Source organism: Actinopolymorpha alba DSM 45243, from assembly GCF_000373925.1.
Taxonomy (GTDB): Bacteria; Actinomycetota; Actinomycetes; order Propionibacteriales; family Actinopolymorphaceae; genus Actinopolymorpha; species Actinopolymorpha alba.
Genome location: NZ_KB892750.1, coordinates 77540 through 99454, shown reverse-complemented (window position 1 = coordinate 99454; position 21915 = coordinate 77540). Strand labels below are relative to the sequence as shown.

Here is a 21915-nt window from a genome sequence, read left to right as displayed (position 1 = left end):
CCCGTGAACCGCCTGGAGAAGATCGACCCGCAGACGTGGCACCGTCGTGAGCACTTCGAGCACTACCGAACCCGCGTTCCCTGCACCTACGCGATCACCACCGAGATCGACGTCACCGCGATGAGGTCAGCTCTCAAGCGTTCCTCTCGCAAGACCTACATCGCGCAGGTGTGGGCCCTCGCCTCGGTCGTCAACCAGCGTCAGGAGTTCCGGCTCAGCCTCGACGACGATGGCGAGCCCGCGATCTGGGACGGCCTGCACCCGGCCTTCACCGTGTTCAATGACGCCAATGAGACGTTCTCGTGCGTATGGGCGCGGTTCGATGACGACTTCGGGCGCTTCCACGACGAAGCGGCCGAACTCCTCCTGAAGCACCGCTATGCGACGTCGATGTTTCCGCAGGGCTCGCTGCCACCGAACGTCTTCGACGTGTCGAGCCTGCCGTGGACGGACTTCACCGGCTTCACGCTCCAGATCGCCAAAGGCTGGGCCCATTTCCAGCCGATCTTCACCCTCGGCCGATACATCGAGCGTGCCGGCCGGACGCTGCTGCCGCTCGCGGTGCAGATCCACCACGCAGCCGCCGACGGGTTCCACACCGCGCGCCTCATCAACGACCTTCGGGCCCTCGTGGCCGAGCCGGACTGGATCGACTAACCGGAAGGCCGACGACTCACAAGGTGCTGGCAGTACGCCCAGCCGCTGCAGCCGCCGGCTTTCCGGGCTGTTGCGGTACTGCGGCGGAATGGCTTCCAGCGTGATCAGGTCCCCGGTACGCCAGCGTGCCGGGGACCTGATCACCACAAATGGCCGCGGCCCGGGCCCGGTCTCGATCCACTGCCGCAAACGTCGTCTCCACGTCGCAGACGGGATGAGTGTCTTGAGTCAAGAAAGTGGCAGGACGGACGTGGTCCCGCGATCGGATCGCTAGTTGGGCGTCCCCTCGCGCTCTCCTTTTCGGGCGAGCTGCTGTAGCTGCCATTCATAGACGCCGGGCAGCCAATCCTTGCCGAACGTGGCCGATGGCCCGATGCGCGGGTCGTCGGGTGCATGGCCGTCACGCAGGGCTTGCACGTACGCGCGATCCAGTTCGATCCGTGCGCGTACCTGATCAGCTCCGCCGACGGACCCGTGACCGGGGATGAGGACATCGACGTCGTTCGCCACGTCCTCGAGCAGCCGCAGCCCAACGAGGTAGTCCTCGATCGGATTCGCGGTGTCCAGGTCGGGGAACGGCATCAGGATGTCAGAAAGCATGTCGCCGGCGACAAGAACGCCGCGCCCCTCGATCAACAGCGCCGCATGGCCCGGAGCATGCGCCGGATGCTCGATGATCCGGACTTGAGGGCCATCCCAAGGAATCTGCGCAGTTTCGGCAGGCAGACCGGTAATGAGGCCGAACAGGTCCAGCGGTATCTCCTCGGCGATTTCCGGCGGCAACCCCTCGGCGACGCGGGCCTTCCAGTCCGCGTGCGACAGCAGATCTCGCATAGAAGCCGCGCAGCGGGCTGTGCCGTAACGGGGCGCTTCGCCGAGCTCGGCGTGCCAGAGCACGTGATCCCAATCAGGATGCGTCGAGAAGCCTGCCACCACGGGCTGGCCCAACTCGCGAAGGTCGTTCGCGAGGCAGGCCATTTCGGAGCCTTGTATCCCGGGGTCGATGAGCAACACGCCGGCCCGGCCTTGCACGACAACGGCGTTGTTCTGGAGTAATTCGCTCTGGTGAATCAGTACACCCTCCGCGACCTGCGTCAGCAAGGGGCTTCCTTCCGCTTGTGGTTTGCAACCGCTTGTCGAGACGGTATTACCTAGCGATGGTAGATTGCAAGCACTATGGGCCAAGTGGATGAGCCGCGGTCGGGGTGCCCGATCAACGCGGCGGTCGAGGTGTTCGGCGATCGCTGGACCCTGATCGTGCTCCGCGACATCATCTTCGGAGATAAGCGCTACTTCCGAGAGCTATACGCCGGCTCACTCGAGGGCATCGCCTCGAATATTCTCGCGGACCGACTCAAGAAGCTCGTCGCTCTGGGGTTGCTTACCCGAGAGGACACGCGACCCGGCCAGCGAGCTGGCTACAGCCTGACCGAACCCGCGATCCAACTCGTACCCGTGTTCGCGCAACTCGGCAGCTGGGGATCTCGCCACCGGCCCACGAACCCGACGCTGCGCGCGGGCGCCGAGCTGCTCGAACAAGGCGGCCCCGCGCTATGGCAAGAGATCATGACCGAGCTTCGCCACTCGCACCTTGGCCCCAAATCCCCAGCGTAATCACCGAGCGTTCGCGAGCGCCTGAACGCGGCCTACCTCGCTGCTACCCACCCCTCGTAGCTGCCCTCGCGGGTACCACCGCTGGCTCCGCTCCTGGGCGGAGCCAGCCCGGGTTGACACCTCACTGACTGAGTTGGATGGCGGTCTGTGCGAGCTGCGGCAGCACCCGGTTCCGCCATCCGGGGCCCATGCGGTCGAAGGCATCCCTTTCGGACTTCTGGTCGAAGTCGAATCCGCTGTGCTCGAAGAACAGGCGAGTGCCGTGACCTTCGGCGGCGAGACGCCAGGTCAGCGTCCAGGTCTCGTTGAAGGTGTAGACGAGCTTCTGTTCGGGGGTGACCTCGAGCACTTCACAGGGAACCGATCCCCAGCCGGGCATCTGGAGGTGGAAGCGGTGGCCGACGATGGCGGCGATGTCGCCGGGCACCCACCAGCGGGCGTGCAGTTCGGGCTCGGTGAGCGTGCGCCAGACCTTGCTCGGTGGGGCGTCGATGAACTGGTCGATAGCGATGGTGTCGGTGCTGGTTGCGGTCATTGGTCCTCCTCGGCGACGTCAGCGAGCGAGCGCAGCCGTTGGCGCCAGAATCGTTCGAACGGGTGGAGCCAGTCGCCGACCTGGGCGAGTGGCTCTGCGGTCAGGTAGTAGTGCCGATGCCGGCCCTTGGGTTCGTCGCGTACGAGTGCGGCGTGTCGGAGCACCTGCAGGTGCTCGGCGACCGCAGGCCGGCTCAGCTCGAACTGGTCGGCGAGTTCGCCGGCCGTTCGTGGACCCTCCGTGAGTAGCTGCAGCAGCCGGCGGCGGACCGGGTTGGCCAGCGCGAGGAACACGTCTTCTTGGGGCACCCACCCAAAATACGTCGGAAGTTTCCGACACGTCAATGATTTCCGACGCATTGGCAGGACAGGCCCCAGCCCGCCCGCGGTCGCCGAGCTACTCGGCTTCGACCAGGCGTAGGCGCCGGGAAATCTCGACACCGATCCCGTACGTCACGAGCTGACCGCCGAGGGATCGCTGCGAGGATCTGGCAGCGACCCGGAGGTCGACCTGGCTCAGCGGCGGGGTCGACCCGACGCAGGTCGCTGCGTGGGCCGGCCCAGCGCAGCCCGCGGCCTTGGATACGGCGCTCGCACTCACGGATCAGTGCCGAGCCGATGCCGCACGATTGCAAGGGCTCGAGCACGGCGAACTGCCATAACGCCCCGGCGCCGGGAACGGGCTCGTAGTCGACACCACCCTTGCCGATCACTTGACCGGACGGCAGACAGGCGACGAGGTAATCCGCCATACCGGCCCGCGCCCGAGCCAGCTGGTCGACAAGCTGCTTCACGTGCCCTGGCGTACCGGACCATCCCATCCCTGATAGGTCACCGTCGCGCATGTCGCGAATCGTCACGTTCAGTCTCATCAGCACGGGTGTGGACGTCGGCATCTCCGGAGGCTAGCAATCGCGTCGAAGCAATATCAGCGCCGTCATCGCCGGCTTCCTCGTCTGGGGGCTTCACTTGGGGCACGCGGAGGGCGCGTCGACCTTCATATCCGTATGGGCATCGTGATCACGAGCTGCTCGTCGGCGCTCGGGAGGTCGGCGACCTGGTGCTCATCGTCGCCCGGTGTTGCAGCTCGTTGGGGTCAGCGTGGGGGTACTCAGGGCCGCCGGCGATATCCTGTGGCACCACTAACGCGCCACCACTACCGTGCCCGGCTATGGACCGAACCGGCGTCTACCTGGAGATCACCGATCCAAAGCAATTGCGCGCCGCACCCGAAGTTCCGGAGCTTGTCCTCGATGAGGTGTCCGCGTCGGCTGCCCCCACGATCTGCAGGCTGTACAACGAGATCTGGGAGGACAGCGGCCGAAGCGGGTGGTCGCCCGAGCGGTGGGCCGGGGAACTGAGCCCTCCGCATATCCGCACCTGGATAGCCAAGATCGGCGAACAACCTGTTGGGTTCGCTGAGATCGGCTGGCAGGGCAACGGCCATGTCGCCATCGTTGTTATCGGTGTGATCCCCTCCTTCCAAGGCCGCGGCATCGGCGGAGACTTCCTCTCCCGTTTGACGCGTCTGGCTTGGAAGACACCCTCTTCGGAGGGAAGGTCAACCACCCGAGTGTGGTTGTGGACTGTTCCTGATGAGCATCCGCACACCATCCCGAACTACCTCAGTCGAGGCTTCCGCGAGACACAGCGGGGTAACGAAGCGGACTAGCGGCTTCGCTTACTTCGAAGGCCAGCGCAAGGGACGAGGAGTGCTGGCTCGCTCACCGCGCGTCTCGTCCGCGTCCTCAGCTTTACGAGACGCCGCCCTCACGTTCCTCCGTGTCGTCGTCGCCGTCTGGCTGCCCCACGGACGCTTTCCCACGTCCTCCTCGTCCCAAGCCATCATCGGGTGGAACGGAGCGGGTCAAGGGCGATCGAAGATCATCACGAGGTAACGGCGATAGCCGCCCGAAGACTGGCGAACGAGGAGGACGGGCCCCCGCGCGCTTGTTGAGCGCGGTCGTTGACGCCTCCTATCAAGCACCGCGCCTCTCGGGACAGCTCGCGTCCTTCCGTGCGGACGACCCACGAGACGGGTGGAGGCTCGAAGGCAGCGCACCGAGTTTTCAGAGGAACATCACTTAAAGCGCCGGCGGCGGAGGGCGACGCTTCCTCGGCTACTACAGCACGGGTGATGTGGAGTTTCGACTCAGCACCGTAGCTCGTCTTGCGCCTGGTCAAGTGTTCATACAGAACCCTCGGGAAGAGGGCCTGCCCGACCGAATGGTGACCATGCGCGAGTTCGTTGGAATCGTCCACGATTCGTGTTGATGGTGGACCATGCATGGAGGCTCATGCAGGAATGCACGCGCACCCGAAGTGGTAAATCTTGGCGAGTGGTGTGAGCCGTAGTCGCTGGCCGACGGTCTCCTCATCCACGCGTCGAGAGCCGGTGCTGTTCGGACGTGCCCCTGCGGTGGCCTGACAGACCGAGTTCATCTGCCCAGTCGGCCAGAATGTTCGCCTCGTCCATTCATTCCCGCCGTATATATGCCCACCATTCGCTATCATCTGCACGTAGAGCGATCGGCATTGGAGTGGCCTGAGCCAGGAATTCAGTGGTGAGACTTTTGTCGAAGTCCGCCAAAACCTCGGTCTCAACCTCCGAGACTATCTTCTCGACATCCTCATCCACGTCTTCCATGTCGTATAGGAATCTCGCCTTGATGTAATTCCGATCCCACGACACCGCAACGCCACGCAGTTCCGGGGTTACCATGCCCCATAGGGCTCTCTGCATCGACAACAGAGTACTTATGCGCATGTCTATCTGGTCGTAGGTCAGTTCGGCCTCGCTGGAATTATATGAATAGGGCCATTATTGTGGGTGTCTCGTTCGGAGAATGTCAGCGCTGAGGCGGGTCGTTCAGTAGCCGCTCTAATTCATCTGCTGGCGCGCTGCATCGCGTACGCCTGCATGCAGTGCGCGGCATGCTCCGCAGTGACCCGGCAGGTCCAGTCCAGAGTCCCGGCCGGGATCTGCCAGTCCTGGTCTGTTCCCGGCCGGAGCGCGGTGACCACGCTGTCGACTGCTCCATCGAGATACTCGGCTGGTCGCAAAGCGACTCCTCCATCGGTTGGTTGGCCCACACGGTAAGGAGCCTCACGCTTTTGCACAACGGCTTTAGTCCAGGCCGAGCCGCAGCGAAGGGGATGAATGAGACGGGAACTGAGACGGAGCGTCGGTGCCTCCAGTTGCTGGCCTTCGCACGCAGAACCAGCTTGGAAGATGTGCCACGTACGGCGGATCGCGTCACGCGGGCGGTACGCCTGGGTGAGCTGCCCCCTCCCTGCGCCGGCTACTCGACCGTGAGTGACCGAGATTCGCCGCGTCGGTCCGCACGATCGAGCACGTGGCGGGCACGCCGACCTTCCTATCCGTAGGAACGGGCACCGTGCTCACGACATGCTCGTCCGTGCTCCGCAGGTCGTCGACCAGGTGCTCGGCGTCGTCGGGCGTTGCAGGTCGTTGGGGTCACGCTGGGGTCAGGGCGAGCGAGGCATTACGAGTCTAGGTCGGGCATCTGGGAGGTGGTCGCGGTCTTCGTCATGGGCTCCTCCGGGTGGTCCGCGATTGGGGCAGTCCCCCTCGCGCTGGCTGAGCACCTTGAGGGAGGAAGGTCTCGAGCTGCAAGGGGCAGTCGCCAATCGACCTTCTCGGTCGTGATCACCTGGGCTCGGTCGTGCGCGAGAACGGGTCCCGTACGAAATCAGGTCGAGGGTTTCCAGCTTCGTGCGTAGGCTGCTGGGCCATGTCGAACTGGTACGACGCCTGGGCGGACAGATACGCGGACTGGACCGAGAGCGTCACTGCTGACGTCCCGTTCTACGTCGGGCTTGCCCGTGATGCTGACGGGCCACTAGTCGAGCTTGCAGTTGGGGATGGACGGGTCGCGATCCCGGTCGCACTGACAACGGGCAAGCGCGTCATAGGGATCGACGCTTCGCCCGCGATGCTCGCGCAGGCTCGAATCCGCGCATCTGAGGTGGGGGTCGAACTTGACCTGCGCGAAGGAGACATGCGGGAGTTCCAACTCGATGAGGCTGCCGCCCTGATCTACTGCCCCGGCCGGTCCCTTCTGCATCTGCCCACCTGGGCTGACCGCCGTCGCTGCTTTGAGCGGATCGCGGCATCGCTTCGGCCGGGCGGCCGCTTCGCCTGGAACGCCTTCACCTTTGACCATCACGTCGCATCCGCCATCGACGGCCAGCACGGCGACGCACCGCTGCCGCACACGACCCACTACAGCGTTGGCGACAACCGAGTGGACATCGCCCTGGACGATGGCGGAACCAGTTCGCTGTGGTGGGCAACGAAGAACGAATGGCTGGGTCTCCTCGACGTCGCTGGCCTGCAGCTCGAAGCTCTCTATGGCGGATTCGCCGGGGAACCGCTCGATGACCACAGCTCCGAGTACGTCTTTGTGGCCCGTCGCTGAGCATCGTCGTAGGTGCCGCCCGGGCCTGACGGTTGGAGCGGTTCTGGTCAGCCGAGGGTCACGATGACCAACGTGAGAAGGAGTCGTGTCGATGAACGATGCCCCGGCGGAGCCAGGACGCAGCATCATCGTCACTGGGCTGTCCGGGTCCGGGAAATCCACGTTCTCACACGCGCTTGAGGCCAGGTCCGGCTTGCCCCTCATTCATCTCGACATCCAGTTCTGGAAGCCCGGCTGGGTTGAACCGTCGGAAGCCGAATGGCGCGAGAAGCAACGTCGCGTCCTTGCGGGTGACGCGTGGATCGCCGATGGCAACTACACGGAGACGCTCGATCTCCGTCTCGAACGCGCCGACACCGTGGTGGTCCTCGCCACGCCGTGGTGGCGGTGCGCGGGACGAGCGTTCCTGCGCGGCTTCCGAAAGCCGGGCCAGCTACCAGAAGGATGTGAGTACTCGGCCTGGCAACGGTTGCGCGATGAATGGCGCCTGATCCCGGCCATCTGGCGGGTCCGGCGCACGAAACTCGAACGCGAGCTCGCGATCATTGCCCAGCACGGGCAACACGCGACTCGGCACGTGCTCAAGTCCAAGCGGGCGATCAGGGAGTTCCTCGACGGATTCGGCGCAGACCATCGCCCTACGCCGTGCTGTTCGCTCCTGGCGAGGAGGCCGTGCGGGTGCTCGCGCCGGACGCCATGATCGTCCTCGGCGCCAAAGCTGGCGAGCACCATGCCTGGTTCGCCTTGGTGAAGGATGGCGAGGCGGCTCCGAGACGACTAGAGCGGCCCGAGATCTCCAAGGTGACTGGCCCGCGTGGCATGCCGCCACCCTAGGCGGTGGGGGGCTCCTCTCCCGGAGTGAGGTCTGGGGTTCGGGGCGGAGCCCTCTGAGGTCTTCGATGAGTGCAAGTCCCGCGCTGGACGCTGGCCGTCCGAGGACGGCCCCCCAGGGCCGCCCGCAAGGGCGGCCGGCGAGCGCCCGCGTCAGCGGCGTCTTGACTCCATAGAGCCTGAACCAGCAACCCAGAGATCGGCATGTTTCGAGTGAAGGGCACAGGGGTGGGCGCGCCGTTCAAGATCTACGCCAAGTTCCTGGTTGGACAGTACGAGGCCCGTCAACGCCGCGTCCCCGCCGCACTCCGCCCGACCTGATCCGGGGCACGTATGGGGCACAGACAGCCGGAAAAGGCCGGTTAGAGCCGTCTACAGCCGGACACCGAGCCTCATGAAAAAGGGCCTCTCACCTGGTGTTTTAGCAGGTGAGAGGCCCTTTTCCTTTTTGCTCGATCTGTGGAGCTGAGGGGATTTGAACCCCTGACCCCCTCGATGCGAACGAGGTGCGCTACCGGACTGCGCTACAGCCCCAAATGGGTGCCGCCGCCGTGGAACCACCCGGCGCCGACCGTCGAAGACGATAGCACGCTGACCGCCCAGATCGACGCGGAGCCCGCCCGTGCACGGCCGTGTCGGCGCCGTCCGGATTGCCGGACTCCTGGTGATCCGGTTTTGGGTCGGGGGCACCCTTGGCCAATAGAGCCGTACAAAGGTGCCCCCGGCCCAAAACCAATAGCAACGAGAACGGAACTACGGGGGCAAGCGGGACCGGCAGCAGGGCAGTGGACGTTCAGTCGCCGACGGCCCGGCGGTGCTCCTGCTCGGGCATCGCGGCGTCGTCGTCATAGGAGTCGCTCGCCACGGCGTCGGTGCCCACCGTCTCGTCCAGCAGCACCCGCGGGGCCTCCGGATCGAGTTCCTGCTCCGACTCCGCGCTGTGCCCGGGCGTCCAGGTGCCGGGTTCGCCGATCTCCACCGTGCGGACCGTGCGGGTCGCCTTGGCCTTGTTGACGTACGTCGGCAGCGGGACCTCGACCGGATCCCACAGCTCTTCGTTCCCGGCGCGGTCGGAGGACTGGTCCTCGTCGCGGTCAGGCAGGACCGCCCAGATGATCTTCTCCTCGCCCGCACCGTCGCCTGCGCCGTCGCCCGTCGCCGAGCCCGGCGCCATCGAGCCCGCCGTCCCCGACTCAGCCGCGCCGGACCTGGCAGGCGCCGCCTGCCGCGAGGTCCCCGTCACACCGCTCGTACGCCTGGCCCGCCGAGCAGCAACCGCCCGCCGGCGTTCGCCCCGTGCGACCGACGTGGAGATCATCAGGAAGGTGAGCACGATCCCACCGGGGATGCCCAGCGCCCACCACGGAACGAGTTCGAGAGCGGCCAGCATCGCGACAACAGTCGCGAGGGCCAGGAGCACCACCAGAACCCGCCGGCGCCGCACCGCCGCCGAAGCACGCGGCAGGACCCGCGGCGCAACGCCAGCGACCTCACCGTCATCATGGGTCGCGGTCACGACGTCCTCGTCGTACTGCTCTCCGGCATCGTCACCCTCGTGCGGACGGCGCGCCAGCACCCGCACAGCGGTCGAGAAGCGGTCCATCGATCGCGCCGTGGCCGCCTCGTCGTACCGGCGAAGCCACAGGGGGACGAGGTAGGCAGCCCAGGCCGCGACGATCGCCGCGTAGATCAGGCCTGTACCCACGGGTACGAAAGTACGCAAGGTTCACAGCTTTATGGCGCAGGTCATCCGGTGTGTCGTCAGAGCGGCACCCGATTTCCTGATCAGGGCTGTCAACCTGATGTTGCGGTACGTCATCTAGCCGCTGCGTTCTGTGCCATACAGGGCAGTTCGGCGATGCGTCATCCAGGCGAGGCAGAACTCCCCCGCCGCTGCTGCCCGAACGCCTGGCTCCGCCGCCACCGGGCGAGCAGTCCCTCGGGTACCTCTTCGGAATTGAGCGCGAACGCCAGATGGTCGCGCCAGTCCCCGTCGATATGGAGATAGCGCGGCCGGAGTCCTTCCCGACGGAACCCGAGCTTCTCGACGACCCGGAGGCTGGCGGCGTTCTCGGGCCGGATATTGACCTCGATCCGGTGCAGCCCGAGGACGAAGAAGCAGTGGTCGGTCGCCAACGCCACCGCGGTCGGCATGATGCCGCGCCCGGCGTACGCCTGGTCCATCCAGTAGCCGATCTGCGCCCAGCGCGCCGAGCCCAGCGTGATCCCGCTGACCGTCAACTGCCCGACCAACCGCTCGACACCACCGACTGAACCCGCCCTTCCCGTCGGCTCGGTGTATGTCACGACGAACGGCAGGCACAAACCCGCCCGCGCCTGGGCCCGCAACAGCCGCACCATGGCGCCGAAGCTCCGGGGTCGCGGGTCGGTCCCGGCGGGCGGCGTCGCCTCCCACGGCTGCAGCCAGGCGGAGTTTCGGGCGCGGACCTCACGCCACGCCCGAGCATCCCGAACCCGGATCGGCCGCAGCCCGACCGGGCCCTCGGAAAGTCGTACCGGCCAGCCCCTGGTCAGGAGGCACCTCCTGGGTGATCACCACCGTGAACCTGCTCCACGGCGTGCACAAGCACCTGCTCGAGCACCGCCATCCCGTCGCGCGCCCCGCCCGTCGAGCCGGGGAGGTTGACGATGAGCGTGCCTCCAGCGAGTCCGGCGAGCCCACGCGACAGCACCGCGGAGGGCACACCGTGGGCGACACCGTACGCCCGAATCGCCTCCGCTATCCCCGGAACCTCACGGTCCAGGACCCGACTGGTCATCTCCGGCGTCAGGTCGTTCGGACTCAGGCCGGTACCCCCAGTGGTGAGGACGACGTCGTACGCCACAGAAATCGCCTCCCGCAGCTCCTTCACGACCGGCTCGCCATCGGGCACCACGACCGGCCCGTCGACCTCGAACCCGAGGCCGCGCAACCCTTCGACGAGGATCGGACCCGCCCGGTCGCTGTAAATCCCCGCTGCTGCCCGGTTGGACACGGTGACCACCACGGCTCTCATGCCCGCCGCCAGTCGCCCGACTTGCCGCCGGTCTTCTCGTCCACGCGTATGTCACTGATGACCGCGGCGGGGTCGACGGCCTTGACCATGTCGACCACCGCGAGCGCCGCGGTCGTGACAGCCGTCAACGCCTCCATCTCGACCCCGGTCCGGTCGGTGGTTCGGACCGTGGCCGCGATCGTCACGGCGTCGTCGGCGACCGCGAGCTCCACGTCGACGCCCGTGATGGCGATCGGGTGGCAGAGCGGCACCAGATCGGGGGTTCGCTTCGCTCCCATGATCCCGGCGATCCGCGCCACGCCCAGCGCGTCCCCCTTGGGCATACCGCGCCCCCGGAGCAGCTCCACCACCTCGGGTGAGACGAGGACCCGTCCGCTCGCCCGGGCCGCCCGCGCGCTGGTCGGCTTCGCCGACACGTCCACCATCCGGGCCGCACCTGTCTCGTCGAGGTGGGTGAGCCCGCGTCCCCGTGCGACACCAGGCGCTTCCCGCGCCGCCTCTTCGGGCATCGCCCGCCTTCTTTCTCCGCTGTCGGGTATGTGAGGGTCGCGGCTGCTCAGCTGCTCAGCTGTCGAGAACCATCACTTCCAGCGTCGCGCCTTCTGGCACCTCATGCACACCCTCGGGTATGACAGCCAGCGCGTTCGCCCGGGCGAGCCCCGCCACCAGGTGGGAGCCGGGCCCGCTGACCGGGGTCACCCGCGCCCGGCCGTCCTCGCCGACGGCGTACTCCACGCGGGCGTACTGCCGGCGACCCACCGACGACCGCCAGCCGCTCGTGGCCGTCGCCATCACCGTCGGCAGGATGTACGGCGTCACGCCCAGCATCTTGCGGATGGCCGGCAGGACGAAGACCTGAAACGAGACGTACGCGCTGACCGGATTGCCCGGTAACGTGAAGATCGGAGTGCTGTCCTCGCCGACCACGCCGAAGCCCTGCGGCATGCCCGGCTGCATCGCCACCTGGGTGAACTCCACCGTGCCGAGACGGCTCAGCACCTGCTTCACGATGTCGTACGCTCCGACGCTCACGCCGCCGCTGGTCACCACCACGTCGGCCCGGACCAGCTGGTCCTCCAGCACACGAATGAACTCCCGCTCGTCGTCGGGAACCACGCCCACTCGGTACGCGATCGCGCCAGCCTCACGGGCGGCCGCCGCGAGCGCGAAGCTGTTGGCGTCATAGATCGTGCCCTCGCCCAGCTGCTCGCCCGGCTCGCGCAGCTCCGACCCGGTGGACAGCACCACCACCCGGGGGCGCGGGCGTACCCACACCTCGTCCCGTCCCACCGAGGCGAGCACCGCGAGCTGCTTGGCGTCCAGGTGCGTACCCGCCCGCACCAGCAACTGGCCGGCGACGACGTCTTCACCACGGCGGCGGATGAAGCGGTTGTCGCCGGGCGCGTGGTTGATCGCCACCTTGGCGACGCCGCCGTCGGTCCACTCGACCGGGATCACCGTGTCGGCGCCGTGCGGGATCGGCGCGCCGGTCATGATCCGCAGGGCGAGCCCGGGCGCGAGCGCGTGGGTTTCGGTACCCCCGGCCGGAACGTCACCCACCACCGGCAGCACGACCGGATTCGTCTCGGTCGCCGACGCGACGTCCTCGAAGCGGACGGCGTACCCGTCCATCGCGGAGTTGTCGAACAACGGGAGGTCGAACCCGGCCACGACGTCCTCGCACAGTGCGCTGCCGTGCGCGTCCATCAACTGCTGCTGGAACGGCGGCAGCTCACGGACGCCGGAAAGGACCGTCCCCAGATGTTCCTCAACCGTCTTCACCCGGTGGCCTCTCGTACCGCGCTGTTTTCGGCGACGCTGCGTGCCGCTACGAACTGGCGCAGCCACGCCAGGAACTCCGGGCCGAGGTCGTCCCGGTCGCAGGCCAGCCGCACGATCGTCCGGAGGTAGTCGGCCTTGTCTCCAGTGTCGTACCTTCGCCCACGGAAGAGTACGCCGTGCACGGGCCCGCCCTCGTCCCTGGACCGACCGGCGAGCGTCCGGAGAGCGTCGGTCAGCTGGATCTCTCCACCGCGCCCCGGCGGGGTGTCCCGGAGGACGTCGAACACCTCGGGTGCGAGCACATACCGGCCGATGATCGCGAGGTTGCTCGGCGCGTCGGCGGCGTCCGGCTTCTCCACCAGGTCAGTGACCCGCACGACGCCTTCCTGGTCGGACGGCTCGACCGCGGCACAACCGTAGAGGTGCACCTGTGCCGGGTCGACCTCGATCAGCGCGACGACGCTGCCGCCCTTCGCCTTCTGGACCTCGATCATGGCGGGGAGGAGCGGGTCACGCTCGTCGATCAGGTCGTCGCCGAGCAGGACCGCGAACGGCGCGGGGCCGACGTGCGGCGCGGCGCACAGCACCGCGTGGCCAAGACCCTTGGGCACACCCTGGCGTACGTAGTGGACGTCTGCCAGCTCGCTGGAGCGTTGGACCTCGGCCAGCCGCTCGCTGTCCCCCTTCTCGCGGAGCGCCTCCTCCAGCTCGTACGCACGGTCGAAGTGGTCCTCGAGCGGCCTCTTGCCCCGGCCGGTGACCATCAGAACGTCGCTGAGGCCGGCCGCGACGGCCTCCTCCACGACGTACTGGATCGCTGGCTTGTCGACGACCGGAAGCATCTCCTTGGGCGTCGCCTTCGTGGCGGGCAGGAAGCGCGTGCCGAGGCCCGCCGCCGGGATCACTGCCTTGCGGACGATGGAATCGTGTGCACCGGAATGGCCCATGCGCCGACCCTAGTAGGTGACATGCGGCACGGGTCCGGATACTGCGGGCAAAGACGGACAGGTCACTCAATGTAGACGCTGACTCGGAGGGATTGCTCACGATCGGTCGCTCCGCCGACGATTTTGCATACGGAACGTCAACTTGACCGTGCCATCTCCTGGAACCCGCCCGCTCCCCGCGAAGGTTGAGAGAAGATAACGGACCATGCGGAGTCCGCGCTTCGAACCACGGGACGTCCACGAGGAGAAGCAACGCCTGCGCCGGCGGATACTTCTCCAGCGAAGCAAGCTGCGGCCAGAAGACCTTCACGCCGCGGCGGTCGCATTGTGTGACGTGCTGCTCAGCGTGCCCGAGGTGAGCCGGGCCGCGGTGGTCGCCGCGTACGTCGGCGTCGGCACCGAACCCGGCACCGGCCTGCTGCTCGACGCGCTCCAACGGCGCGGAATCCGGGTCCTCCTTCCCGTCCTGGAGCGGGACTTCGATCTCGACTGGGCCGTCTATACGGGCCCGGGCGATCTGGTCAGCGCACCACTCGGACTCCTCGAACCCACCGGCGGCCGCCTCGGTCCGCAGGCCGTCGCGACCGCCGACGCCGTGCTGCTTCCCGGTGTGGCCGCCGATCGCACCGGAATGCGGCTCGGTCGCGGCGGCGGCAGCTACGACCGGGTGCTTCCCCGGATCGCTCCCGAAGCGTTCAGCTGTGTGCTCCTCCACGAGGGCGAACTGCTCGAGGGGCCGATCCCGAGTGATCGGTACGACTGGCGGGTCAGGGCGGCGGCCCTCCCCTCCGGGTTGGTCCGCTTCCCCGCGCCGTGAGCGCCAAGCCGGCTAGGCGCGAAGTTGATCAACGGCGGGCAATTCGGAGACTCGCAGCGGTGGGCGTCCGATTTCGGGACCGTTGATCAACTTCGGGCGCCGGCAGCCGCTCCTTGCGAGCAAGCACATAGGCCACGATCTCGTCTGCCACCTCGTCGAGACGTTCCGCTAGATCCTCCACGGCGTACTGCGCCAGTTCCCACCCGAGTTCCAGGGTCACGGCGTTGGCCCGCCGGCGGCCGATGGCGAAGCGACGCATGTGGGTGAGGAAACCATCGATCTCGACGCCCAACCGAACCTCGGGAAAACCGAGATCGAGGTAGCACCGCCGACCTGACGGAGCGACCAACGACAGCTGGGGTCGCGGGCGCAATCCTCGCCTCACCAGGGCGTCGTGGAGGCGGCGCTCCCACACCGATTGGAATGCCGGATCGACCTCCTCCAGGATCTGTCGAAGGGCAGCCGAACCGGAGAGACCGCGACCCAGCACTCCCGACAGACGCTCCAGCGTGGTGCGCTGCTCCAACACCAGATGCTGAACCAGCGCGCGAAGATCGCGACGTGTCAGATGTGCCGCAAGATCCCGCACCGTGACCTCGAGTGGCGTGACCGGCCAGCCTCTTCGTACGACGGATCTGAACGCTGTGACCGCCACCCGTCGCACCCGCACGTACGCGAGATGAGTGAACCGACGGTTCCCCGGAACCACCAGCTCGGGGTAATCCACCCGCTCGGAGCCAGGCAGTGTCCACACCCAGGCAGCCGAGGCACCCGCGAGCGCGCAGTCACCCCCGACTGCCAGCAGCGCGGCTTGGCACTCAGACGCGGTGGTGGAGGGTTGCGTGGCGGCAAGGAAAATACCGGGATGTCGCTCAACCCACCGGCGCTCAGCCGTGAGCCGAATCAGGTCAGCGGGTGAGAGACCGCGCGCCAGCGCATCGCTCCGCGTGATCACGCCATGCTGGCGATGAGCGAGCCGGATGAGGTCAACGTCCGCCTGGCGCGGGCTTCGGCGGATCACAGCCTTCTTCATGCGCCGAGGATCGCCCGTCCGCTCGGTCCCGCGAGCTCCCGCGCACAGACCTGGGGACAAACCCGCCGTACGGTCCCCTGTGGACAGAAAACGGGCACACGTACGGCAAGCGAAGTTGATCAACGGTCTCCGAATCGGACATGCCACACGCCAAGCGTCCGACTTCGGGACCGTTGATCAACTTCGCCGAGGGCGTACCGTTACGGGACGAGGGTCAGGGTGTTCTCGGTCGCGCGTTCGACCGCCGCGGGCCTGAACGGCCAGCGCATGGTCCGGCCACGGCTCCATGCCTCGGTCTGGTCGTTGTAGTGATCTGACCCCGGATGGCCCGACACCCCGGCGACGTTGACCCAACGGGACCGGTCGAAGTCGGCGAGGTCGACCACCATCCGCATGCTCGGGACGGCGGTCACGTCATAACCTCCGGAAGCGGCGTTCCAGCTCGTGGCGAGCACCGCGTCAGTGCCGCCCGGGAGCTCGTACGGTCCGCGGTTGAAGAGGCGTTCCAGCGGCCCGATGTCACTCTGCCCGAACGACTGGTTGACCAGCTCCAGCTTGTGCAGCTTCCCCCAGCGCCAGCGCTTCGGGTCCTTCGCCAGCAGCCGGGTGAGCTCCTTACGCGCCTCGACCATCGCCTGACGCAGGATCGTGTCGCGGTCCTCGCGCACGCCCTTGGTCCTGACGTCGTCCCACCACAGGTTCCTGGGGTCCTTCATCAGATCTCGGACGACCTCGTACCACCGGTCGCCGCCGCTCGGCCAGGCATCCTTGGGGATCTGGTCGTGGAACGTCGCGGCGAGGAGGTTCTTCCAGACGGCGTTGAAGTACGCGGCCGGTGCCGAATCCACGCCCTGGGTGAAGTCCCAGCCGTCAAGGAGTGCTTGCCCCTCCGCGGTGAAGGCATCCACCTTGATCCGGCGAAGATGCGGCACGAGGAAGGCCGCGTTGGCGTTGTACGTGTCGAGCTGGATCCGCTCCATCGCCGCGACGTCAAGCTTGCCTTGCGCACGGATCAGGTCCGTGATCCGGTCACTGCGGTAGCCGTACGACCAGTGATCGGCCAGGCGATAGGGGTACGACGGTGGCGCGACCGCCTGGTTGGCCGTGACGATGTAGCCCTCCGACGGGTCGAACGCCGACGGGAGCTGGTCGAACGGCACCCACCCGGTCCATTCGAACCTGCTGGACCATCCAGGCACCGGCCACTCGCCCGTACTCCCGCGCCGGATCGGGATCCGGCCGGGTGCCTGGTAACCAATGTGTCCGTCCACGTCGGCGTACACCAGATTCTGTGCGGGCACCTCGAACCTCGCGGCCGCCGCCCGGAACTCCGACCAGTTCCGCGCGGTGTTGAGGTCGAAGATCGCCTCAGCGGTGGTGCCGGCGTCCAGAGCCGTCCAGCGCAGCGACACACCGGCCTTCCAGCCGCCGGCCCGCGCCTCGCGGCCGGTCGCCGCACCCGTCACCGCTGCCCGCAGCTGCGGATCCACGTCAGACAGCAACGGTCCGTGCCGGGTGGAGCGTACGACGATCTCGACCGAGGGCTGGTCCTTGACCTGGATGATCTCCCGCCGGCTCGACAGCGGGAGCCGGCTGCCGTCGTACATGTAGGTATCGCCGTCCAGGCGTTCGACGTAGAGGTCCATGACGTCCGGGCCGAGGTTGGTGAAACCCCACGCGATCCGGGTGTTGTGCCCGATGACGATGCCGGGTACGCCGGCGAAGCCGAAGCCCGCAACGTCGTATTGGCAGTCCGTCGAGGGGTCCTTGCAGTGCAGGCCCTGCTGGTACCAGATGGACGGCATCTGCGGCGACAGGTGCGGGTCGTTCGCCAGCATCGGCTTGCCCGTGGTGGTGCGCGAGCCAGCCACGACCCAGGAGTTGGAGCCGATGCCGTCCCCCTCACCGAGGCCACGCGGGGACGGGATGGTGTCGAGGAGCCGCTGGACCTGGCGAAGGGCCTGCGTGGTCCCCTCGGGAAACACGGCCCGGCGGTTCTGTCGTCCCGCATCCGCACCGGCCGTGGCCAGCCTGGTGACGATCGGCGGGTGCCGGTCGAACGGATAGGCGGGATAGAGGTCGGCGACCCGGGTGGCCGGGACCTTCGTGGAGGTGAGCGCGCGGGCGATCTCGTCGTCCATGTTGCCGCGCAGATTCCACGCCATCGCCTTCAACCAGGCGAGTGAGTCCACCGGAGTCCAGGGTTCTGGGCGGTCGTCCGGGCCGAGCAGCCCCATGGTGTACTCCACCGAGAGCCGCGAACCGCTGTGGGTGGCGAGGTAGGCGTTCACACCGTCGGCGTACGCCTGCAGGTAGCTCCGCGTCTGCGCCGAAAGGCGGGGGTACTCCTGCGAGGCGACCCGGCGCCACCCGAGGGTGCGCACGAACGCATCGGTCTCGACCATGCTCGGACCGAACCACTCGGCCAGCCGGCCGCTGGTCAGGTGGCGACCGAAGTCCATCTCATAGAAGCGATCCTGGGCATGGACGTAGCCCTGCGCCCGGAAAAGATCCTCGGGACTGCCCGCGGATATCTGTGGGACACCGGACGCGTCTCTGCGCACCAAGGCCTGCGAGCCGAGGCCAGCCAGGACCTCCCGGCCGTCGTACTCCGGAAAGGACCGGCGTACGCCCATTATCAGGCCCGCTGTCGTAGCGATCAGAGTGAGGCCGAGAAGGATCGCCAGCACCGTGCCGAGCCGCGTCAGGAGTGGTCTTTGCACCCTCCGCAGCCTAATCGCTACGGCGCGCCCCCGGATCATGATCGGCGATGCGGTCGTACAGTCTCACCACCGCGCCCCACCCGCAAGGTCGAGTTGCGAGGACCCGGGGGCTAAGGAGTGCTCGGGAGGAGAAATCCTCAACCGAGCGGCACGACCGCGATCAAAGCGAACCAGCGGGTTTTCCCGATCGGGATCAGGCGATGCCGCCTGCCTGAACGTAACACCTGAATTCCGCAAAGAATGAGGGCAATTAATCGACGCCCCCAATTTACGCGCGCGCGAATTCTCAAGAATTAGCCGGCCCGCCGCTCGGCCACCCGCCCATCAGCGGCCTTCAGCGGGTCCACGGACCTCCGACGGTGACGGACAGCAATTCCGGACCCGAGCCGGGACCTCTCCAGGCCGCGACCGGGATTGGCCATTCTCGTACGCCGACCCTCTTGCCTCGCGACCCTCTCATGTGCTGCTCGACGCGCCCTCCTTCCGTGACCGCACCTGGCGGCGTTCCCCTGCACACACAAGCGTCCCCGCTGCCAGCGACCGGCACGCGGGGCGTTGGCCGCCGAGTATGGCATCGGTACCAGCTCAGGTAAACCACCCACCTGGACTCGGTGGGTCGCGCCGCCCCGACCCTTGCGAGAAGTCAACCTCGGGCTCAGGTACGCACAAATCAGGTACGCATTGCGATATGTCGCTGACCCCCCGTAGTTCTCTTAGTGCAACTCTGATTTATCTTGATCCAGGGCCTTGGAACGTTGGCCTACCCGGCATTAACATGCCCGAAATTGTGCACGGGCTTCCCAGCCTCGGAGGCCCGGCATGACGGTGCCCGAAACAGGTAACGAGACGGTCGCAAAACGATGACGATTCAAGCGCAAGCCACCCGCCGGGGCCTCTGGAGGAGCGCTCTCGGGCGAAGCCTTGCCATTTCTCGCCAGCCACGGGCATCGCTCCGGGGTCGCACCTCGCTTACGTTCGTGAGCCGGGCATGACACCCGTCACGGCGCCGGCTTCGCGGCCAGCCACCCCGCGTGGCCGCTGCGGCGTCGCGACACCGTCTATCCGCGTCGTCGCCACTCCCGGCGCGACGAAGTATCCGCACCAACGTGACCGGGGCGTCCAACTCGTCTCCGCGGTGGGGTCGCGTGGTGCCAGTTCACTCGGAGCTGTGGGGTTACGACCTGCCACGGGCGTCCCCCGTCGGGTCCACGCCCACCTCGCACTCGCCGGCGACGTCCGGGAGTACTTGATGGCAGCTCCAAGCCCGTTGATGGAAAGGGCAAGACATCGATGAGTGAAAAGGCGACACTCAAACGGCGGACTTTTCTCTACACGTCCGCCGCCACCGCCGGCGCTGTGATGCTCGGAGCCTGCTCCAGCAATGAACAGTCGCCGACGTCTCCAGGCAGCACCAAGAAGCCCGGCGGCGGCCCGAGCGACGCGCCCAAGGGTTCGGAGACCAAGCCGCTCACCAAGCCGGCCAAGTTCAACGAGTCTCCGATGCTGGCTGAGCAGGTGAAGGCAGGGTCGCTCCCGGCGATCGAGCAGCGCCTTCCCGAGAACCCCTACGTCATCCCGCACAAGTGGGTGAAGCCGGGTAAGTTCGGCGGCAACCTCATGATGATCAGCGATGTCGCGACAGGTGGCGCGATCGCTGCTTCCAACAAGGAGTACAGCTACGGCCACTCGCTCCTTCGGTGGCTCAACGACGGCCTCAACATCGGCCCCGGACTCGTCGAGAGCTGGGAGTCCAACGACGACGCCTCGGAGTGGACACTCCACTTCCGCAAGGGTCTCAAGTGGTCGGACGGCGAGCCCTGGACCACCGCCGACATCATGTTCTGGTGGGAGGACCTCGTCCTCAACCAGGACCACACCGACGTGCCCCCGGACGAGTGCAAGTCCGGCACCGGCAAGGTGGCCACGCTGACAGCGCCTGACGAGGTCACGCTCGTCATGAAGTTCGACGTGCCGGCTCCGCTGACCGCCGACCGCCTCGCCATGTGGGTCAACGGCACAGTCGGTAACGGCCCCAAGTGGATGGTGCCGCGCCACTACGCCCAGCAGTTCCACCCGAAGTACAACAAGAAGGTGCCCAAGAACTGGGCCGCGGTGGGCGGGCTGTTCGAGCGTAAGGTCGACTACTCCCGCGAGCCGGCGTGCCCGACGATGACGGGCTGGAAGCTGAAGTCCCTCAAGGAGGGGCGCACCATCAGCTGGGAGCGCAACCCGTTTTACTACTGCGTGATGCCCAACGGTGACCAGCTGCCCTACGTCGACACCCTCACGATGTCGATCGTCCAGGACAAGCAGGTCGGCAAGCTGCAGATGACGCAGGGCAAGCTCGACTACGTCCACGGTGCGTTCTACTCCGTCGACCTGCCCGACATCTCGACGATGAAGCAGTCGGAAAGCACGTCGGGCCTGGACGTCGTCCTCTGGGACGGTGGATCCGGCACGGGCTCCATCTTCTTCTTCAACTACGACCACCCCGACGAGAACTTCCGCGCTCTCATCCGCGAGCCGAAGTTCCGCAAGGCCCTGTCGATGGCGGTCAACCGAAGCGAGATCCAGAAGGCGGTCTACTTCAACACCGGTGAGCAGACCACCGGCACGCTGAGCCCGAAGGCCAAGGAGTACCTCGCCAGCGACGAGGGCAAGCAGGTCTACAAGGACTGGCGCGACATGGCCGTCAAGTACGACCCGGAGGCTGCCAAGAAGCTGCTCGACGAGCTGGGCGTCGTCGACAAGGACGGCGACGGGATGCGGGAGTTCCCGAACGGCCAGAAGCTGACCGTTCGCCTCGACTACCCCGCTGACACCAGCGACGAGCACAAGAAGAAGAACAACTACCTCGAGCGCGACTGGAAAGCGATTGGCATCAACGCCAAGCAGAACCCCGTCGCACCTGACGGTTGGTCCGACAGCTGGAAGGCCGGAAAGCTCACGTCCCACACCGCGTGGGAGGTCGGCGACGGCCCCAACCACCTGGTTTATCCGCAGTGGCTGGTGCCGATCGAGCCCGAGCGTTACTGCCCGCTCGAAGGTCAGTGGTACAACGTGCGCGGTACGCCCGACGAGGGCAAGCAGCTCAACGTCGACCCGTACAAGCGGACTCCGCCTCGGATGGAGCCCGAGAAGGGCGGCCCAGTCGAGCAGCTGTGGAAGCTCTACGACCAGACCAAGGTCGAGCCGGACGAGATGAAGCGGCACGCGCTGGTCTGGGAGATGATCAAGATCCACATCGAGCATGGTCCGTTCTTCATGGGCACGGTCGCCAACACGCCACGCGTGGTGCTGGCGAAGAAGGAGCTGAAGAACATCCCGCGGAAGGAAAACCTCGCGCTGGGAGGCTTTGCCAACCCGTGGATCCACCCGACGCCAGCGGTTTATGACCCGGAGACCTTCTACTGGGAGAACCCCGACCAGCACACGGTCTAGGAGTTCATCAGCGTTGGGGGGCTCTCGGGCCCCCCAACGCACGAACGGCCCCGCCGCTCGCAAAGCCAGGCGAGCTG

At 66.7% G+C, this 21915-nt stretch carries 21 protein-coding genes and 1 tRNA gene; 7 read left to right on the top strand and 15 right to left on the bottom strand.

The window, feature by feature from the left end; translation table 11 throughout:
• Window positions 1–3: 3 nt before the first annotated feature.
• Window positions 4–657, top strand: a complete 654-nt coding sequence (gene catA / locus B141_RS0114925) for a type A chloramphenicol O-acetyltransferase (protein ID WP_020575978.1) — start codon at window positions 4–6, stop codon at window positions 655–657.
• A 270-nt stretch (window positions 658–927) separates the two neighbouring features.
• Here the strand turns inward: catA and B141_RS0114920 are convergent, their stop codons facing one another.
• Window positions 928–1758 carry an MBL fold metallo-hydrolase gene (locus B141_RS0114920; RefSeq protein WP_020575977.1) on the bottom strand — a complete coding sequence of 277 codons (831 nt, stop codon included), beginning with the start codon at window positions 1756–1758 and terminating at the stop codon, window positions 928–930.
• Between the two features lie 75 nt (window positions 1759–1833).
• On the opposite strand from B141_RS0114920, the gene B141_RS40740 reads away from it, so the two are divergent.
• Window positions 1834–2271: a winged helix-turn-helix transcriptional regulator gene (locus B141_RS40740; protein WP_020575976.1), complete on the top strand. Its 438-nt coding sequence runs from the start codon at window positions 1834–1836 to the stop codon at window positions 2269–2271.
• A 121-nt stretch (window positions 2272–2392) separates the two neighbouring features.
• Here B141_RS40740 and B141_RS0114910 read toward each other — a convergent pair whose 3' ends face one another.
• Genes B141_RS0114910 through B141_RS52815 form a run of 3 tightly spaced genes read right to left on the bottom strand, consistent with a single transcriptional unit; the run spans window position 2393 to window position 3557 of the window.
• On the bottom strand, window positions 2393–2806 hold the full coding sequence (locus B141_RS0114910; protein WP_020575975.1) for an SRPBCC family protein: 414 nt from the start codon (window positions 2804–2806) through the stop codon (window positions 2393–2395).
• Window positions 2803–3114: an ArsR/SmtB family transcription factor gene (locus B141_RS0114905; RefSeq protein ID WP_026257238.1), complete on the bottom strand. Its 312-nt coding sequence runs from the start codon at window positions 3112–3114 to the stop codon at window positions 2803–2805. The genes B141_RS0114910 and B141_RS0114905 overlap by 4 nt, the downstream gene beginning before the upstream one ends.
• 32 nt (window positions 3115–3146) lie before the next feature.
• A complete protein-coding gene (locus B141_RS52815) occupies window positions 3147–3557 on the bottom strand; it encodes a GNAT family N-acetyltransferase (protein WP_420313591.1) in 411 nt (136 codons plus the stop codon).
• 419 nt (window positions 3558–3976) lie between these two features.
• On the opposite strand from B141_RS52815, the gene B141_RS45650 reads away from it, so the two are divergent.
• Complete coding sequence (locus B141_RS45650; protein ID WP_020575972.1) at window positions 3977–4477, top strand: GNAT family N-acetyltransferase; 501 nt, start codon at window positions 3977–3979, stop codon at window positions 4475–4477.
• An 804-nt stretch (window positions 4478–5281) separates the two neighbouring features.
• Here the strand turns inward: B141_RS45650 and B141_RS40730 are convergent.
• Complete coding sequence (locus B141_RS40730) at window positions 5282–5572, bottom strand: MafI2 family immunity protein (RefSeq protein ID WP_020575970.1); 291 nt, start codon at window positions 5570–5572, stop codon at window positions 5282–5284.
• 119 nt (window positions 5573–5691) lie between these two features.
• The gene (locus B141_RS49280) at window positions 5692–5868 is read right to left on the bottom strand and encodes a hypothetical protein (protein WP_157181018.1); all 177 of its coding nucleotides are present in this window, start codon (window positions 5866–5868) and stop codon (window positions 5692–5694) included.
• Between the two features lie 692 nt (window positions 5869–6560).
• On the opposite strand from B141_RS49280, the gene B141_RS0114875 reads away from it, so the two are divergent.
• Window positions 6561–7247 carry a class I SAM-dependent methyltransferase gene (locus B141_RS0114875; protein ID WP_020575968.1) on the top strand — a complete coding sequence of 229 codons (687 nt, stop codon included), beginning with the start codon at window positions 6561–6563 and terminating at the stop codon, window positions 7245–7247.
• A gap of 91 nt (window positions 7248–7338) precedes the next feature.
• Window positions 7339–7947, top strand: coding sequence for a P-loop NTPase family protein (locus B141_RS45645; protein ID WP_020575967.1), 609 nt, complete (start codon window positions 7339–7341; stop codon window positions 7945–7947).
• Window positions 7948–8538: 591 nt separating this feature from the next.
• Here B141_RS45645 and B141_RS0114855 read toward each other — a convergent pair.
• The 7 genes from B141_RS0114855 to galU all read right to left on the bottom strand — a co-directional run bounded on the left by B141_RS0114855 (window position 8539) and on the right by galU (window position 13824).
• A tRNA-Ala gene (locus tag B141_RS0114855) sits at window positions 8539–8612 on the bottom strand.
• A gap of 259 nt (window positions 8613–8871) precedes the next feature.
• A complete protein-coding gene (sepX, locus tag B141_RS0114850) occupies window positions 8872–9783 on the bottom strand; it encodes a divisome protein SepX/GlpR (RefSeq protein WP_020575964.1) in 912 nt (303 codons plus the stop codon).
• Between the two features lie 158 nt (window positions 9784–9941).
• Window positions 9942–10559: a GNAT family N-acetyltransferase gene (locus B141_RS0114840; protein ID WP_337587605.1), complete on the bottom strand. Its 618-nt coding sequence runs from the start codon at window positions 10557–10559 to the stop codon at window positions 9942–9944.
• Window positions 10560–10609: 50 nt separating this feature from the next.
• On the bottom strand, window positions 10610–11095 hold the full coding sequence (locus tag B141_RS0114835) for a MogA/MoaB family molybdenum cofactor biosynthesis protein (RefSeq protein ID WP_040421310.1): 486 nt from the start codon (window positions 11093–11095) through the stop codon (window positions 10610–10612).
• Complete coding sequence (gene moaC / locus B141_RS0114830; protein ID WP_020575961.1) at window positions 11092–11604, bottom strand: cyclic pyranopterin monophosphate synthase MoaC; 513 nt, start codon at window positions 11602–11604, stop codon at window positions 11092–11094. The genes B141_RS0114835 and moaC overlap by 4 nt, the downstream gene beginning before the upstream one ends.
• Window positions 11605–11659: 55 nt before the next feature.
• On the bottom strand, window positions 11660–12877 hold the full coding sequence (gene glp, locus B141_RS0114825) for a molybdotransferase-like divisome protein Glp (protein ID WP_020575960.1): 1218 nt from the start codon (window positions 12875–12877) through the stop codon (window positions 11660–11662).
• On the bottom strand, window positions 12874–13824 hold the full coding sequence (gene galU, locus B141_RS0114820; RefSeq protein WP_020575959.1) for a UTP--glucose-1-phosphate uridylyltransferase GalU: 951 nt from the start codon (window positions 13822–13824) through the stop codon (window positions 12874–12876). The genes glp and galU overlap by 4 nt, the downstream gene beginning before the upstream one ends.
• 205 nt (window positions 13825–14029) lie before the next feature.
• Here galU and B141_RS0114815 point away from each other — a divergent pair, with 205 nt between their 5' ends.
• Complete coding sequence (locus tag B141_RS0114815; protein WP_020575958.1) at window positions 14030–14641, top strand: 5-formyltetrahydrofolate cyclo-ligase; 612 nt, start codon at window positions 14030–14032, stop codon at window positions 14639–14641.
• A gap of 28 nt (window positions 14642–14669) precedes the next feature.
• Here B141_RS0114815 and B141_RS0114810 read toward each other — a convergent pair whose 3' ends face one another.
• Both B141_RS0114810 and B141_RS0114805 read right to left on the bottom strand, forming a co-directional pair.
• A complete protein-coding gene (locus B141_RS0114810) occupies window positions 14670–15674 on the bottom strand; it encodes a type IV toxin-antitoxin system AbiEi family antitoxin domain-containing protein (protein WP_020575957.1) in 1005 nt (334 codons plus the stop codon).
• Window positions 15675–15874: 200 nt separating this feature from the next.
• The gene (locus B141_RS0114805; RefSeq protein WP_020575956.1) at window positions 15875–18397 is read right to left on the bottom strand and encodes a penicillin acylase family protein; all 2523 of its coding nucleotides are present in this window, start codon (window positions 18395–18397) and stop codon (window positions 15875–15877) included.
• Between the two features lie 1290 nt (window positions 18398–19687).
• Here B141_RS0114805 and B141_RS0114800 point away from each other — a divergent pair.
• On the top strand, window positions 19688–21838 hold the full coding sequence (locus B141_RS0114800) for an ABC transporter substrate-binding protein (protein ID WP_020575955.1): 2151 nt from the start codon (window positions 19688–19690) through the stop codon (window positions 21836–21838).
• The last annotated feature ends 77 nt before the right edge of the window (window positions 21839–21915 follow it).